The sequence below is a fragment of the Pseudomonas sp. P4_B4 genome (assembly GCF_056402255.1).
Map to the genome: position 1 here is coordinate 21,083 of NZ_JBFUHS010000018.1, position 15,321 is coordinate 36,403.

At 59.7% G+C, this 15,321-nt stretch carries 14 protein-coding genes; 4 read left to right on the plus strand and 10 right to left on the minus strand.

The genetic code is table 11. The annotated features are described in order from the left end of the window. Nucleotides 1-68 precede the first annotated feature (68 nt). Nucleotides 69-995 (plus strand): sugar ABC transporter substrate-binding protein, encoded by a 927-nt coding sequence (locus AC1DVE_RS19220; RefSeq protein WP_223459448.1) that lies wholly within the window; start codon nt 69-71, stop codon nt 993-995. Between the two features lie 114 nt (nt 996-1,109). On the opposite strand, the gene AC1DVE_RS19225 is transcribed toward AC1DVE_RS19220, so the two are convergent. Next, the gene (locus tag AC1DVE_RS19225) at nt 1,110-1,562 is read right to left on the minus strand and encodes an Lrp/AsnC family transcriptional regulator (RefSeq protein WP_223459450.1); all 453 of its coding nucleotides are present in this window, start codon (nt 1,560-1,562) and stop codon (nt 1,110-1,112) included. 185 nt (nt 1,563-1,747) lie between these two features. Between AC1DVE_RS19225 and AC1DVE_RS19230 the strand changes: the two genes are divergently transcribed. The 3 genes from AC1DVE_RS19230 to AC1DVE_RS19240 are packed head-to-tail and all read left to right on the plus strand — an operon-like array spanning nt 1,748 to nt 3,732. Further along, nucleotides 1,748-2,365 (plus strand): LysE family translocator, encoded by a 618-nt coding sequence (locus AC1DVE_RS19230; RefSeq protein WP_223533712.1) that lies wholly within the window; start codon nt 1,748-1,750, stop codon nt 2,363-2,365. 25 nt (nt 2,366-2,390) lie between these two features. Continuing rightward, entirely contained in the window at nt 2,391-3,233 is an 843-nt protein-coding gene (panB, locus tag AC1DVE_RS19235; protein ID WP_223459454.1) for a 3-methyl-2-oxobutanoate hydroxymethyltransferase, read from the plus strand. 13 nt (nt 3,234-3,246) lie between these two features. After that, nucleotides 3,247-3,732: a MaoC family dehydratase gene (locus tag AC1DVE_RS19240; RefSeq protein ID WP_223459456.1), complete on the plus strand. Its 486-nt coding sequence runs from the start codon at nt 3,247-3,249 to the stop codon at nt 3,730-3,732. A 105-nt stretch (nt 3,733-3,837) separates the two neighbouring features. Here the strand turns inward: AC1DVE_RS19240 and AC1DVE_RS19245 are convergent, their stop codons facing one another. From AC1DVE_RS19245 to AC1DVE_RS19285, 9 genes are all read right to left on the minus strand, one after another. Further along, entirely contained in the window at nt 3,838-4,860 is a 1,023-nt protein-coding gene (locus AC1DVE_RS19245) for an ABC transporter permease (protein WP_007986627.1), read from the minus strand. A 56-nt stretch (nt 4,861-4,916) separates the two neighbouring features. Beyond that, on the minus strand, nt 4,917-6,482 hold the full coding sequence (locus AC1DVE_RS19250; protein WP_223459458.1) for a sugar ABC transporter ATP-binding protein: 1,566 nt from the start codon (nt 6,480-6,482) through the stop codon (nt 4,917-4,919). A 70-nt stretch (nt 6,483-6,552) separates the two neighbouring features. Then, entirely contained in the window at nt 6,553-7,479 is a 927-nt protein-coding gene (locus AC1DVE_RS19255) for a sugar ABC transporter substrate-binding protein (protein WP_007994285.1), read from the minus strand. Nucleotides 7,480-7,635: 156 nt separating this feature from the next. Continuing rightward, entirely contained in the window at nt 7,636-8,688 is a 1,053-nt protein-coding gene (locus AC1DVE_RS19260; protein ID WP_223533711.1) for a Gfo/Idh/MocA family protein, read from the minus strand. A gap of 110 nt (nt 8,689-8,798) precedes the next feature. Further along, complete coding sequence (locus tag AC1DVE_RS19265) at nt 8,799-9,659, minus strand: sugar phosphate isomerase/epimerase family protein (protein ID WP_223533742.1); 861 nt, start codon at nt 9,657-9,659, stop codon at nt 8,799-8,801. Between the two features lie 135 nt (nt 9,660-9,794). After that, nucleotides 9,795-10,820 (minus strand): bifunctional inositol 2-dehydrogenase/D-chiro-inositol 1-dehydrogenase, encoded by a 1,026-nt coding sequence (iolG, locus tag AC1DVE_RS19270; RefSeq protein WP_223455744.1) that lies wholly within the window; start codon nt 10,818-10,820, stop codon nt 9,795-9,797. Between the two features lie 42 nt (nt 10,821-10,862). Then, a complete protein-coding gene (gene iolD, locus AC1DVE_RS19275; protein ID WP_223455743.1) occupies nt 10,863-12,794 on the minus strand; it encodes a 3D-(3,5/4)-trihydroxycyclohexane-1,2-dione acylhydrolase (decyclizing) in 1,932 nt (643 codons plus the stop codon). 151 nt (nt 12,795-12,945) lie between these two features. Then, the gene (locus AC1DVE_RS19280; RefSeq protein WP_223455742.1) at nt 12,946-13,767 is read right to left on the minus strand and encodes a TIM barrel protein; all 822 of its coding nucleotides are present in this window, start codon (nt 13,765-13,767) and stop codon (nt 12,946-12,948) included. Between the two features lie 25 nt (nt 13,768-13,792). Next, nucleotides 13,793-15,295 carry a CoA-acylating methylmalonate-semialdehyde dehydrogenase gene (locus AC1DVE_RS19285; RefSeq protein WP_223455741.1) on the minus strand — a complete coding sequence of 501 codons (1,503 nt, stop codon included), beginning with the start codon at nt 15,293-15,295 and terminating at the stop codon, nt 13,793-13,795. Nucleotides 15,296-15,321: the final 26 nt, after the last annotated feature.

Genomic DNA, 15,321 nt, shown 5'->3' on the forward strand with positions numbered 1-15,321 from the left:
CGCGCGCCAGCAACCCTCTCCCCTGATCTTGATGAATGTCGACTTATAACAACAAAAGGAAAACCATCATGCGTCGCTGCACACTACTTTTTGCCACGCTTCTACTCGTCTTCAGCCAATGGGCCGCCGCCAGCTATCGCATCGGTGTCAGCATTGCCAGGGTCGACGACAACTTCATGACCTATGTGCGCAGCGGTCTGGAGGAAGCTGCCAAAAAGGACAACGTCCAGATCCAGTTCGAGGACGCCCAAGGCGATGTGGTTCGCCAGCTCAATCAGGTCCAGGGCTTTCTCAACCAGAAAGTCGATGCGGTCATCGTCTTGCCCGTAGACACCGCCGCCACCGCCAACATGACCCGCGCCGCCGTCGAAGCGCAGACGCCACTGGTCTACGTCAACCGCCACCCGGACGAACGCGTCTTGCCCAAAGGCGTGGTCACCGTGGCGTCGAACGACATTGAGGCCGGGCAACTGCAAATGCGCTACCTGGCTGAAAAACTGGGAGGTAAAGGCACCCTCGCGATCATCATGGGCGACCTCGCGCAAAACTCCACGCACGACCGCACCGAAGGCGTCAAACAAGTGCTCAAGGACTATCCCGGGATCAAGATTGTCGAACAGCAAAGCGCCGAATGGCAGCGCAACAAAGGCATGGACCTGACCAGCAACTGGCTGCTGGCCGGCACGAGTTTTGATGCCATCGTCGCCAACAATGACGAGATGGCCATCGGCGCCGCCATGGCACTGCAGCAGGCCGGCAAAACCAAGGGCGAGATTGCGATTGTCGGCATCGACGGCCTGCCCGACGGCCTGGCGGCGATCAAGCGCGGGATGCTGGTGGCCTCGGTCTTTCAAGACCCCAAGGCCCAGGCGGCCACTGCGCTGCAAGCGGCCATCAAAATGATCAAGGGTGAGCCGGTCGAGACGGATGTCTGGGTGCCTTTCCAACTGATCACGCCGGAGCAGGTTGCCGTCTATGAGAAACATTACAAATAGCGCCCGGCGCTAACCGTTGACGCCGCTGTCCCGGTCGGGAATCAGCGGCGTTTTTCGTTGGGTGAACAGCGTTGTGCGAAATCGAAAGACCAAACCGCAGGGCTTGCCACGCCTTCACAAAGGAAGCGGCCTATCCTGAACGACCCGTTTCATAACGAGGGTCGAGGTCAACCGTTGTACGTTGGGCAAGGTCGAAAGGCTCTCATCGTATAGCTGCTGGAAGGCTGGCAAATCCTGAGTGATGACGTGCAGCAGGTAGTCCGGCTCCCCGAATAACCTCTGGGCATCGACCACTTGCGGGATCTCGATGAGCGCCGTCTCGAAAGCCTCGACAGCTTGCCTGTCTCCCTCACGAAGCGTGGCAAACACCATCGCTGAAAAATTCAGGCCGAGTGCGCCTGGGTCCAGCTGTGCCCTGTAGCCAAGCAACACACCTGACTCTTCCAGTGCCCGTACTCGCCGATGACAAGGGGAAAGGCTCAGCCCCACTCGCTCAGCGAGTTCAGTGACCGAAAGGCGACCATCTTTTTGAAGCTCAGCAAGAATCTTTCGATCAATCCTGTCCATATAGAAAAATCTCCCCTTACAGCGCACATGAACGATTACTTTTGAAATTTAATTCTAACAACATTTCATTATTCTTCCTCTCACCATTAACGCCGCACTCCCTTGACCAAAGATGAGGCGGCCTGTGATTCGCGGAGCGGGACGATGCAGAGAGCGGTGTGTCATCAACGGGAGTGCCTGGCGCCATGACCTTCAGTATTTTTGTTGCTTTCTGGGCGGTGTCGATTCTGTTCATCATCACGCCCGGTGCAGATTGGGCGTACGCGATTTCGGCGGGTTTGAAGGGCCAGGTCGTCCTGCCCGCTGTGGGCGGGCTTTTGTCCGGCCATTTGATTGCAACCGTAATTGTTGCCGCCGGTGTTGGCGCGCTGGTCGCCAATCACCCCATTGTCTTGACGGTGCTTACGGTTGCCGGGGCGGCTTATCTGTTCTGGTTAGGTATCAACATGCTTGTCCGTCCCTCTACACCCCATGCTGACGACATCCAGGTGTCGGGCTCCTGGAAGCGCTGGGCGCTCAAGGGGCTTTGCGTCAGCGGGCTGAACCCGAAAGTGTTTCTGCTGTTCCTGGCGCTATTGCCACAATTCACCGACGTAACCGCTACCTGGTCCGTCCCAATGCAGATGATTGCGCTGGGGCTCGTCCACACCGTCAGTTGTGGCGTTATCTACCTGCTGGTGGGATTTGGCTCACAGGCCGTTCTCCAGGCACGCCCCGCCGCCGCTCAGTGGGTCAGTCGTTTCTCCGGAGCGGCCATGATCATCATCGCGGTCGTTCTGCTCACCGCGCAGATGTCGGGTTAATCCATTTTTCAGCGAGACAACCACAATGAGTGACCAACCTCCACCCTATGGCAGCGCCCCTCCCGCCCAACCGGCGACACGCGTGCGAATCCCGCATCTGAAACAGATGAAAGTGCAGGGTCAAAAATGGGCGATGCTCACAGCGTACGACATGTACAGCGCAGCCATTTTCGAAGAAGCCGGAATCCCTGTCCTGCTGGTGGGCGATTCCGCCTCGAACAATGTCTACGGCAATGAGTCCACGCTTTCAGTCACCGTTGACGAACTTATCCCTCTGGTTCGCGCGGTCAGCCGTTCGACACGGCGAGCACTGGTGATTGCGGATCTTCCTTTCGGCTCTTACCAGGCTTCGGTGGAACAATGCTTTCACACATCCGTTCGTTTCATGAAAGAAGCCGGTGCGCATGCGGTCAAACTGGAGGGCGGGATCGAGGTGCTGCCTCAGATAAAGAAGCTCGTCAGCGCAGGCATACCCGTCATGGCGCACATAGGCTTCACACCACAGATGGAACATCAACTGGGTGGCTATCGCGTCCAGGGCCGTGGCGAGGATGCGCAGCGCCTGATAGACAGTGCCAAAGAGTTAGAAGCAGCGGGCGCATTCGCTATCTTGATCGAGATGGTGCCGGGTGATGCAGGTCGAGCGATCACCGAAGCGATTTCAATTCCGACCGTCGGGATTGGCGCGGGTAACCAGTGCGACGCTCAGGTTCTGGTCTGGCAGGACATGGCCGGACTACGCACCGGCCGCATGCCGCGATTCGTCAAACAGTACGCCGACCTTCGCTCGGTACTTCACACCGCGGCAAGGGACTTTGCACTTGAAGTGGAAGCAGGAACATTTCCTGGCCCCGAACATACTTTTTAACCAGGGAGTCGTTATGAAGAGCCCAAGAGAACGTGCTGCCGAAGGGCTCCAGGTCGGAGACCGGTTCACGATAGTCCGCTGCTTTTCAGATGACGATATTCGTCAATTCGCGCAGATTTCCCGAGACTACAATCCGGTTCACTGCGATGCGCGCTACGCCGTGATACGCAGGTTCAAGGAGCCCATCGCCCACGGCCTTCTGACAGCCAGCCTCGTCACCGAAATTGGCGGGCAAATCGGTTGGCTGGCAACGGGGATGAGTTTCGCGTTCAAACGACCGGTTTATGCGGGAGAACAGATCACCTGCCACTGGCTCATCGCTGACATCGATGAACGCGGTCACGCGAAAGCCGAAATCAGAATACTCAACGCAGAGGGAATCACAGTGCTGGAGGCGACTACGACTGGAGTGCTACCCGGAGCGGAAGAACGTGAATGCCTCAAACAGATGATTGCTGACGGAGATCCCACCAACGGTGCTGCCGGATCCGCCAGTTGATAGCCTGGAATCGATGGCAAGCGGTTTATGGGTTTATTTGAATGCGTGATGGGGGTATTGCGAAGCGAGAGCCAGAAATGGCCCTCGCTGTTTTTGCAGTCAAATTCAGCGCTTGAGTTTGCGCTTGTTGCGGTACTGGTCGATGACCACCGCGACCACGATAATCAAGCCTTTGATGATGTCCTGGATGTAGGCATCGACCCCGACGAAAGTGAATCCGCTGGCCATCACCCCAAGGATCAGTGCACCGATGACCGTGCCGGTGATGCGCCCTACTCCGCCCGCCAAACTGGTACCACCGATGACCGCTGCGGCAATCGCATCCAGTTCATAGGACATGCCCATCCCGGCCTGGCCGGTGGCGGCACGGGCCGAAGCTACCACGCCCGCCAGCCCCGCCAGCAACCCGGCGATGCTGTAGACGATGACCAGATGGCGTTTGACGTTGATACCGGACGTACGCGCCGCCTGCATGTTGCCGCCGATGGCGTAGGTGTATTTACCGTACTTGGTGTAGCGCAGCGCGATATGGAAGATCACCGCCACCACCAGAAAAATGATCACCGGCATCGCGCCGTGACCGATGGCCGTGTAGGAGTCCGATAGCATGCTCACCGGCTGGCCTTCGGTGTAGTAACGCGCCAGGCCACGGGCCGAGACCATCATGCCCAAGGTGGCAATGAACGGTGGAATCCCGGTAATTGCAATGATGCTGCCGTTGATTGCCCCCGCCAGCAGCCCGACGCCGAGCCCGACAATCACTGGAATCCACACCGGCAAGTCAGTCAGCGACGGGAATACCGCCCGTGCGAAATCCGAGGTCTGCGCCAGGCTGGCGGCAATCATCGCCGACAACGCCAGCACCGAGCCTGAGGACAGGTCAATACCAGTGGTGATGATCACCTGGGTCACGCCAATCGCCAGCAGGCCGATGATCGACACTTGCAGGATCATCAATACCAGCCGCTGGGAGTTCATCAGGAAGCTCTGGTCGCGCACGATCCAGCCGAACACCTCGAACACCAGGCCGATGCCGATCAGCACGAGGAAGATGCTCAGTTCAGTCGGAAAGCGCCGGCGACTCTTGACCGGTGCCGTTGCTGGCTTGTTTTCCAGTATCGCATTCATAACCACTCACCCTTCTATCGCGTCGTCGACGCTGGCCGAGCCAGCGCCGGCATCCATTAGTGAACCACGGACATGCCCGAGGCCAGTTGCATCACTCGTTCCTGAGTCGCTTCGCTGCGATCGAGGGTGCCCATCAGGTCGCCCTCGTGCATGACCATGACCCGGTCGCTCATGCCGAGCACTTCCGGCAGCTCCGAGGAAATCATGATCACCGCCATGCCTTCGCTGGCGAGGTAGGAGATAAGCCGGTAGATCTCGGCCTTGGCGCCGACATCGATGCCGCGGGTCGGCTCGTCGAGAATCAGGATTCGTGGGTTGGTCATCAGCCAGCGCGCCAGCAAGGCCTTCTGCTGATTACCGCCGGACAGCGTGTCGATGCACTGCTCGAGCGACGGGGTTTTCACCCGCAACTTCTTGCACATGTCTTCGCACAGGGCGCGCAGGGCTTTTTGCTGGATGAAACCGTGGCCGGCGTAGTGCGGCAGCACCGCCATTTCCATGTTCTCCAGCACCGACAGGCACGGGAACAGGCCGCTGAGCTTGCGATCCTCGGTCAACAGGGCGAAGCCCTTCTCGATGGCCATGTGCGGATCGGTAATGCGCACCACTTCACCGTCGAGGCGAATCTCGCCACCGTCGCTCGGGGTGATGCCAAAGATCGCCTCGGCGACGTTGGTCCGCCCCGAGCCCATCAACCCGGCAATGCCGAGGATCTCGCCGGCATGCAGATCGAAGGACACGTCCTTGAAAATGCCATCGAGCTTGAGGTCGCGCACCGACAGCAGCAGATCGCCGATCGGCGTCTCGCGTACCGGGAACAACTGGCTCAGTTCACGCCCGACCATCATTGAAATCAGGCTGTCGCCGTCCATGCTGTCGGCCCGCTGCAGGCCTATGTAAGCGCCATCGCGGAACACCGCCACTTCATCGGCGATAGCGAACACTTCGTTCATTTTGTGGGTGATGTAGATGATGCCTTTGCCCTGGTTTTTCAGGTCGGCAATGATCGAAAACAGGTGGGCGACTTCCTTCTCGGTGATGGCCGATGTCGGTTCGTCCATGATCAGGATGTCGGAATCGTAAGACACCGCCTTGGCGATCTCGACCATCTGCCGTTCGGCGATGCTCAGGTTGCCTACATGCTCTTCGGGGTCGAGGTTGATGCGCAGGCGTTCCAGCAGCTTCGCCGTGCAGCGGTGCATTTCGCGGTGGTCGATCATGTGGAAACCGTTGAGCTGCTCACGGCCGATCCAGATGTTCTCGGCGATGCTCATGTGCGGCATCAGGTTGAGTTCCTGATGGATCATCGCGATCCCGGCCTGCAGCGCCGCCAGGGGCGTTTCGAAGACCACCGGCTTGCCCCGCAGGCGCAGTTCGCCGGCGTCCGGCTGGTAGATGCCGGCGATGATTTTCATCAAGGTGGATTTGCCCGCGCCGTTTTCGCCCATCAGGGCCAGCACGGAACCGGGGCGTACCCGCAGCTGCACGTCGGACAAGGCCACCACCCCGGGGAAACCCTTGCTGACGTTGACGATCTCCAACAGGTACGGCTCATCGACAGGCGTTACAGTTGGCTGGACACCCATCAATGGGGTGCTCGAAGCAGTCGCTGAAGCGAACATGATCAGGTACTCCATCAGCAAGGTCGCGGTTGCCACCTTGCGTGTTTATTGTTGTTATTGAACGGACGGACTATTTGAACTGGTCAACGTTTTGTAGCGTGATCAAGCGATACGGCACCCACACGGCCGGCTCGACCGGCTCGTTTTTGGCCATTTTCACTGCCGTCTCGATCGAACCGTCGGCCTGACCCTTGGCGTCCTGGAACACCGAGACGACCAGAGAGCCCTTCTTCACCGCGTTCAAACCGTCAGGCGTACCGTCGACACCGGCGATCAGGATGCTGCCCTTTTCCACTCCGGCCTGTTGCAGGGCCATCGCGGCGCCAATGGCCATCTCGTCGTTGTTGGAGACGACCGCGTCGAACTTGCGGCCCTGGGTCAGCCAGTCGTTGACCAGGGTCATGCCCTTGTCCCTCAACCAGATGCCGGTTTGCTCTTGCTCGATCTTGATGTTCGGGTACTTGGCCAGCACCTCTTTGACGCCCTTGGTACGGTTGGTGGTGGAGTTGTTCGCCAGGTCGCCCAGCAGAATCACGATGTCGCCCTTGCCGCCCATTTTGTCGGCCAGGTATTGCATCTGCATCTGACCGGCCTCCAGATCGTTGGAGGCGACAGTGACCACGCCTTTGGGCAGGTTCAGGTCATCGGGACGGCGGTTGACGTACACCAGCGGAATGCCGGCCTTGACCGCCGATTCGGTGATTTTTTTGGTCGCGGCGGTATCCACCGGGTTAACCACAATGGCGTCGACCTTCTGACTGATGAAGCTTTCTACCTGGCTCAACTGCCGGACCACGTCGCTGCGCGCGTCTTCGAACTGCAGCTTGACGCCATCGGGATAGGATTTGGCTTTTGTGTCCATGGATTCGCGCAGGTAGGTCAGCCAGGTGTCATCGAACTGCGACATGCTGACGCCGATCTTCATGTCAGCGAGTGCAGCGCCGCTGGCGAACATCAGGGACAAGGCGAGTGAGGCGAAACGGATCTTGGTCTTCATGAAAAGTCTTTCTCCACATTCTTGTTGGTTTTATGGATAAGGCGTGACGATTTCAGTAAGCGGACAAGCGGGAAAAGAGTTGGAACCGGGTGCGAGGCAGCTCGCTGGAAATGACTTTATTGGAAAATATTTTCCATATCAACTCATTTTAGAATTTTATTCTGATTTTGTTCCATGACTTTCGAAGGCGCTCAATTGCACCACCTGATGGCGCTCGAAACTCAGCCGCGCAGCGTCTAGCACGCGGGTGGTCGCCAGTGCATCACGGGCCTCCACAGGCAGTGGGCCACCGCTCTGCAATGCGCCTTGCAGCTGTAAATAGAACTGATTCCAGCAACCACGCTCGGAGGGAACTCTTTCGCGCACTTCGCCCTGTTCGAACCAGCCCCAGCGGCGATGCTCTTCCACTCCCCAGCGTTCACCTTCGGATTTCGGTGTCAGCCCGGCGAGCGCCGACGCCTCCTGCCCGTCGAGACCATCGACGCTGTAGCAACCCTGAGTTCCGGTCACGCGAAAGCGCGGGCCGGGGGTGTTTTGCAGACAACTGCCGCCCAAATGCGAGATCACGCCGTTGGCATGGGTCAGGGACATAAAGAAGCCGTTATCGAACGTCTGGTCTTTCTCCAGATAATCCAGCTCGGCGTAGACCCGTGTCACCGGACCGAACAGCAACAACGCCTGATCCACCAGATGGCTGCCCAGATCCCGCAAGAAACCACCGCCACTGCCGTTGTTCACCGACTGTGGCGAATAGCGTTCGATCCGCGATTCGAAACGGGTGACCTGGCCCAGCGCACCGGACTCGATGAGTTTGCGCACGGTGAGAAAGTCCGAGTCCCAGCGCCGGTTCTGGTAGACGCTCAGTTGCACGCCCTGGCGCTGGGCCATGGTGATCAGGGTTTGCGCCTGTTGCGCGTCGGCGGCGAACGGCTTGTCGCTGACCACCGCCACATTGTGTTCGATGGCGTCGAGCACCAGCGCCGGGCGACCTTTGAGCGGTGTGGACACCACCAGCACATCGACCCCGATTTCGACCAGTTGGCCGATGCTGTCGAAGGCCGGCACCCCGGGGTGTTCTGCCGCCAGCAACTGGCGCCGCTCCGTTGAACGGGTAACCACACCGACGAAGGTTGCCCCCGGCAAACTGCTGATCAGTGGAGCATGGAAAAACCGGCCGCCATGGCCGTATCCGACAAGTCCGATGCGCATGATTAATTCCTGTATTCACACGACCCCGTAGGAGCGAGGCTTGCCCGCGAAGAGGCCCTCAAGATTGCTAAAAGCTTCGCGGGCAAGCCTCGCTCCTACGGGGGGTGGGGTTATTGGCAGAGTTCGCGGGTCACGCGTTCGAGCATCATCCGGTTGGACTCGTCCGGCCGGTCCTCCCAGGCGAACACCGAGACGGTGGCAATGCCATCGAACTTGATCTCGCGCAAGGTGCCGAAGAACGCGTCCCAATTGACCTCGCCCTGGCCGATGTCCAGATGCTGGTGCACGGTGGCGGTGACACCCGGCGGGTTGACGATGTAGCGCAAGCCCGAAGACGCCTTGTGGTTGTAGGTGTCGGCGATGATCAGGTGGCTCAGCCTGGAGCCGGCGTACTTGAGCATCGAGGCGATATCACCGACGCCATCGTCATAGAAAAACGTGTGCGGGGCAGCGTAGAGGTAGTTGATCCAGTCACGGTCCAGACCACGAATGATGTCCACCGACTCGTTATTGCGCTCGCAGAAATCATACGGGTGCGCCTGGATATCGAGCTTGATGCCTTCGCGTTCGAACTCCGGGATCAGCTCATCCATGGAGCGCATGAACTGGTTCTCGCACACCAGCGGGTTGTCCGACTGGCCGGTGAACTCGGTGTTGACCAGTTCGCAGTCCATCTCAATGGCAATCTGGATCGCGCGCTTCCAGTTGCGCACCGCGGCCACGCGCAAACCTTCGTCGGCAGCGGCCCAGTGGTACATCGGTAATAGAGAAGAGAGTTTGACCCCGGTGTCGCTCAGGGCTTTGCGAAATTCCTTGATCCGCGCCTTGTCGACCCGTGGGGCTTTGTAGAACGGCAGGAAATCTTCCCGGGGCGACAGCTCGATGTGTTCGTAACCGAGTTCGGCGACCTTGTCGACCATCTTGCCCAGGGGCAGGTTGCGGTACATGTAGGGATCTAGTGCGATGCGCATGTTTTTTGTTCTCCTTAACCAGAGATCGACACCTGTAGGAGCGAGGCTTGCCCGCGAAGGCGTCAGCGCATTCAACATTGATGTCGGCTGCACATCCGTCTTCGCGGGCAAGCCTCGCTCCTACAGGGATCATGGTTAGCCGTAGAAGTGTGGGCGCTCTGGCAGGCCGACTTTGACAATCGCCCCGCTGTTCTGCGCCTCGATGCACGCATCCGCCGCCACCGCCGCTGCGAAGCCATCCCACGCCGAAGGCCCGCCGACCTGCCCGGCGCGCACGCCATCGATGAACGCCTGCAACTCGACGTCATACGCGGCGATGAAACGGTCCTTCCAGTCCATCAGAATCGCATTGGACAGCTTCGCGCCACTGCGCAACTGCACCTGCGACGGTTCCGGCAGTTTGGCGATGCCGGTCTCCCCCACCACTTCGCACTGGATGTCGTAGCCGTACTGGCAGTTGACGAACACTTCCACATCGATGCGCGTGCCCTTGGCGGTTTCCAGCAGCACGATCTGCGGGTCTTTCAAATGGGCGTGGGCCTTGCTGGTCTTGCGCGGGAACACCACCTGCACCGACACGTAGTCGTCATCGAGCAACCAGCGCAGCACATCCAGTTCATGGATCAGGGTGTCGGTGATCGCCATGTCGGTCTTGTAGTTCTCGCCCACGGTCGGGTTGCGGTGGGCGCAATGCAGCATCAACGGCTCGCCGATCTGGCCGCTGTCGATCACTGATTTCAGCGCCCGATACCCCTCGTCGTACGGACGCATGAAACCGACCTGTACCAGCCGCTTGCCGTGAGCCACTTCGGCCTCGACGATCTTGCGGCAGCCTTCGGCAGTGACGGCCAGCGGTTTCTCGCAGAACACCGGCTTACCGGCGGCAATCGCTGCCAGCACGAACTCTTCGTGGCTCGGCCCCCAGGAGGTAACGAGGATCGCCTCGACTTCCGGCGCCTTGATCAGGGCGTGACCGTCGGGATAAACCTCGGCGGTCAGCTTGAGATCGGAAACGACCTTGGCCGCTTGCTGCAAATTGATGTCGGTGACCGCCACGACCTGGCTGTTGAGCAAGGTCTGGCTGCAACGACGGATGTGGTCCTGGCCGATGGCCCCGGTGCCGATGACGCCAATGCGCAGTGAATTAGAGAGCAATGACATGAAGATTCTCCTGTGAAAATTTGTTGTTGGTTTCAGGGGCAATCAGTATTGACGGGCCTTGGCCAGTCGTTCGTTCAGGGTCTTGGCCACCGCATCGGTACGGGCACTGGTGGAAACCTGCGCCACACCGACCCGCCACCACGACAGGTATTTGTGAATCATGGTCTTGGGCAAAACCTTGATATCGATCAGCGTCGAAACCGGCTGCAAGCGCGCATCCGCCAGGGCAGCCTTCAGCTCTTCAACGGTGGTCACTTTGTAAGTCTTGCAGCCATAGGCCGCCGCGCTCATGGCGAAATCCACCGGCACAAAGCCGCCATCGAGCTTGCCGGTTTGTGGGTTGCGGAAGCGGAACTCGGTGCCGAAGCTGTCCATGCCGTGTTCCATCTGCAGGTTGTTGATGCAGCCAAAAGTCATGTTGTCCAGGAGCACCACGTTGATCTTGCGCCGCTCCTGAATCGAGGTCGCCAGCTCCGAGTGCAGCATCATGTAGGAGCCGTCGCCCACCAGCGCATAGACCTCACGATCCGGCTCGGCGAGTTTCACGCCCAACGCAGCATTGACCTCGTAACCCATGCAGGAATAGCCGTACTCGACGTGGTAGGTGTTCACRCCCTTGCTGCGCCAGCTGCGCTGCAAGTCGCCAGGCAGGCTGCCGGCGGCGGCGACGATCACTGCGTCGTCCGCGAGGGTTTCATTGAGCACCCCGAGCACACGGCTCTGGGTCAGGCAGGAGCCGGTCAGCTCGATGAATTCGCGCAGCACCGCCGGGTCCATGTGGTCGTTGATTTCCGGGACGAAATCCTTGGCCTGGTATTCCACCTGATAGATGCGATCGACTTCCTCATCCAGTTGCGCCTTGGCCTGACGGGGTTGATCGCCCCAGCTCGAGCGATAATCACCCAGCACTTCGGCCAGCGCCGACAAACCGGTTCTGGCGTCCGCCAGCAATTGCACACCGTCGAGTTTCAGGGCGTCGCAGGGGCTGATATTGAGGTTGAGAAATTGCACCTGCGGATGCTGAAACAAGGACTTCGACGCGGTGGTGAAGTCGCTGTAACGGGTGCCGATGCCAATGATCAGATCGGCGTCCCTCGCCAGCAGGTTCGCCGCGAGGCAACCGGTTTCACCGATGCCACCGACGTTCAGCGGATGGCTGGACACCACCGCGCTCTTGCCGGCCTGGGTTTCGGCGAAGGGAATGTCGAAGCGCTCGGCAAACGCCTGCAATGCGGCGTTGGCACCGGAATAACGAACCCCGCCGCCGCAAATGATCAGCGGTTTGCGCTTGCCTTTGAATAACGCCAGTGCATCGCCGAGCATGGCTTCGGTGGCTGGACGACGCTCGATGCGGTGCACGCGTTTTTGCAGGAAATAATCGGGATAGTCGTAGGCCTCGGCCTGCACGTCTTGCGGCAAGGCCAGGGTCACGGCACCGGTTTCCGCAGGGTCGGTGAGCACCCGCATCGCGTGGATCGCTGCCGTCATCAGTTGCTCGGGACGGTTGATGCGGTCCCAGTATTTGCTCACGGCCTTGAACGCATCGTTGGTGCTGATGCTCAGGTCGTGGAACTGCTCGATCTGTTGCAACACCGGGTCGGGCTGGCGGCAGGCATAGACATCGCCGGGCAACAGCAGCAAGGGAATACGGTTGGCCGTCGCCGTGGCGGCAGCGGTCAGCATGTTCGCCGCACCAGGCCCCACCGACGAAGTGCAGGCATAGATCTTGCGCCGCAGGTGCTGCTTGGCGAACCCGATGGCGGCATGGGCCATGCCTTGCTCATTGCGGCCCTGATGAACGACCAGGTCGCCGCTGTCCTGCTCCAGAGCCTGGCCCAGGCCCAGAACGTTGCCGTGGCCGAAGATGGTAAAGATCCCGGCGACGAATTTACTCTGGACCCCATCGACCTCGATGTACTGGTTATCGAGGAATTTCACCAGGGCCTGGGCCATGGTCAGTCTTGTTGTGGTCATATCTGATCCTTCAATACACGAAGAAAACCCTGTGGGAGCGAGCCTGCTCACGAAGGCGGCGGCACAGTCAATATTGATGTCGCCTGACACAGCGCTTTCGTCGGAACGCCGCCCGGAGCAGGCTCGCTCCCACATTTGATCCGCGTCGGCCTCAGGCCAGGGATTTCTGCAAGTGATCCATGCTCGCGCCGATCGCCTGTTCGATATCCGCCAGTCCATGCACGCTGTCAGCGAACGGTTCGAACGACAGGTAGCCGCTGTAGCCGGTAGCGAGCAAGGTGTCGATCTGCGCCGCATTGCCGAGGATGTCGCCTTCGCCCACCAGCACCCGGTGACCATCGCGAATGGTCGCCAGCGGGGCTTCGGCATCCTCGACCCCGGAGATGTGTACCAGCCCGGTCAGCTCTGGGAAAAACTCATGTTCGCTGGCCAGATGATGATGGAAGGTGTCATGCACCAGCCGGAACACATCTAGCCCGCCGATGGCCTTGACCGCCTCCACCGCTGTGCGTTTAAGGCGCAGCGAGCACTCTTCGAAACCCAGCGGCTCGATGAACCCGAGAATCCCGTGATCGCGCAGGATCGGCGCCAGCTGACTCAACGCCGTGCGCAGGCCTGAAGCGCGCTCGGCTTCGGTACGCGGGTCGGCACGATCGTTCAACGGGCACATGACCAGCCCTTGGGCGCCGCAGTCCCGGGCATAGGCAGCGAGTTTCGAGGCCTGCTCCCGGCGCTCGTCGTTCCACACATCAAACGGATACAGCGCGTTGATCGACAGCACGGTGATGCCTTTGGCCGCGCACAACTCACGCACACGCTCGGGTGCGGTGCCATCTTCGATCTCGACGCCTTTAAGGTCGTTGCGGATCTCGATGGCGTCGGCCTTGAGGGTCACCGCCAACTCGATGAACGCAGGCAGAGACAAACGTGGGGCGACCATACGGTTCAGGGCGAAACGCAGGGGTTTGCTCATTATTGTTGTTCTCCGCACAAGTGAATTATTTGGCTGTCGGCATGCTGAATTCAGGGCCCTTGGCGATGCTGTCGGGCCAGCGTTGCATCACGCTTTTGTAGCGACTGTAGAAGCGGATACCTTCTTCACCGTAGGCATGGTGGTCGCCGAACAGCGAGCGTTTCCAGCCACCGAACGAGTGCCAGGCCATTGGCACCGGAATCGGCACATTGATGCCGACCATGCCGACCTTGATGGTGCGGGCGAAGGCTCGGGCAATGCCGCCGTCGCTGGTGAAGCAGGACACACCGTTGCCGAATTCGTGGGCGTTGATCAGCTCCACCGCGCTGGCGAAGTCCGGCACACGCACGATGCCCAGCACCGGACCGAAGATTTCCTGTTGGTAAATGCTCATCTCGGTCGTGACCTTGTCGAACAGCGTCGCGCCAACGAAGAAGCCGTTCTCGGCGCCAGGCACCTTGAAATTACGACCATCGACAATCAGCTGCGCACCTTGAGCCACACCCTGGTCAATGAAGCCTTCGACCTTGGCCTTGTGCTCGGCCGTCACCAACGGCCCCATGTCGCTGTCGCTCTGCATGCCGTTGCCGACCTTCAGTTGATCGATGCGCGGCAGCAGTTTGGCAATCAGCTGGTCACCGACATCACCGACTGCCACGGCAATCGAGATCGCCATGCAGCGCTCACCGGCCGAGCCGTACGCCGCGCCGATCAAGGCATCCGCCGCTTGATCCAGATCCGCATCGGGCATGACGATCATGTGGTTCTTCGCCCCGCCCAGGGCCTGCACGCGCTTGCCCCGGGAGGTGGCTTGCTGATGGATGTACTCGGCAATCGGCGTCGAACCGACAAAAGAAATCGCTTCGATGTCCGGGTGTTGCAGCAGCGCATCGACCGCAGCCTTGTCGCCCTGGACCACGTTGAACACACCATCCGGCAACCCGGCTTCGGTGAGCAAACGGGCCATCAGCAAACTGGCGGACGGATCGCGTTCGGACGGCTTGAGGATGAAGCAGTTACCGGTAACCAGCGCCAGCGGGATCATCCACAGCGGCACCATCACCGGGAAGTTGAACGGCGTAACTCCGGCACAAACACCCAGAGGCTGGCGCAGGTTCCAGTTGTCGATGCCGCCGCCGATGTTGTCGCTGAACTCGGTTTTCAACAGGTTCGGCGCACCGCAGGCGTATTCGACGATTTCGATGCCACGGGTGACTTCGCCCTTGGCGTCCGAGAAAACCTTGCCGTGTTCGCGGCTGATGATTTCTGCCAGTTCATCGTGATGGCGGTCGAGCAATTCCTTGAACTTGAACATCACCCGCGAACGGCGCAGGGACGATTGCTCGGACCAGGCTGGAAAGGCCCTGAGGGCCGATGCGACTGCCTCGTCCACGGTGTTCTCGCTGGCCAGCCCGACCCGTGCCTGCACGCTGCCGGTGGCCGGGTTGAAGACATTGCTGAACCGCTCACTGCCGGTGTCTTGCACCTGACCGTCTATGTAATGGCCAATTACCGGGGCGTCGTTCATCGTTATTGTTCTCCGTGCAGATAGTG

Coding starts and splice junctions, on each gene's coding strand:
- AC1DVE_RS19285 (WP_223455741.1), bottom strand. CDS start 15,295: ATGAACGACGCCCCGGTAATTGGCCATTACATAGACGGTCAGGTGCAA.
- AC1DVE_RS19245 (WP_007986627.1), bottom strand. CDS start 4,860: ATGAATGCGATACTGGAAAACAAGCCAGCAACGGCACCGGTCAAGAGT.
- AC1DVE_RS19230 (WP_223533712.1), top strand. CDS start 1,748: ATGACCTTCAGTATTTTTGTTGCTTTCTGGGCGGTGTCGATTCTGTTC.
- AC1DVE_RS19220 (WP_223459448.1), top strand. CDS start 69: ATGCGTCGCTGCACACTACTTTTTGCCACGCTTCTACTCGTCTTCAGC.
- AC1DVE_RS19240 (WP_223459456.1), top strand. CDS start 3,247: ATGAAGAGCCCAAGAGAACGTGCTGCCGAAGGGCTCCAGGTCGGAGAC.
- AC1DVE_RS19280 (WP_223455742.1), bottom strand. CDS start 13,767: ATGAGCAAACCCCTGCGTTTCGCCCTGAACCGTATGGTCGCCCCACGT.
- iolG (WP_223455744.1), bottom strand. CDS start 10,820: ATGTCATTGCTCTCTAATTCACTGCGCATTGGCGTCATCGGCACCGGG.
- panB (WP_223459454.1), top strand. CDS start 2,391: ATGAGTGACCAACCTCCACCCTATGGCAGCGCCCCTCCCGCCCAACCG.
- AC1DVE_RS19260 (WP_223533711.1), bottom strand. CDS start 8,688: ATGCGCATCGGACTTGTCGGATACGGCCATGGCGGCCGGTTTTTCCAT.
- AC1DVE_RS19255 (WP_007994285.1), bottom strand. CDS start 7,479: ATGAAGACCAAGATCCGTTTCGCCTCACTCGCCTTGTCCCTGATGTTC.
- AC1DVE_RS19265 (WP_223533742.1), bottom strand. CDS start 9,659: ATGCGCATCGCACTAGATCCCTACATGTACCGCAACCTGCCCCTGGGC.
- AC1DVE_RS19250 (WP_223459458.1), bottom strand. CDS start 6,482: ATGTTCGCTTCAGCGACTGCTTCGAGCACCCCATTGATGGGTGTCCAG.
- AC1DVE_RS19225 (WP_223459450.1), bottom strand. CDS start 1,562: ATGGACAGGATTGATCGAAAGATTCTTGCTGAGCTTCAAAAAGATGGT.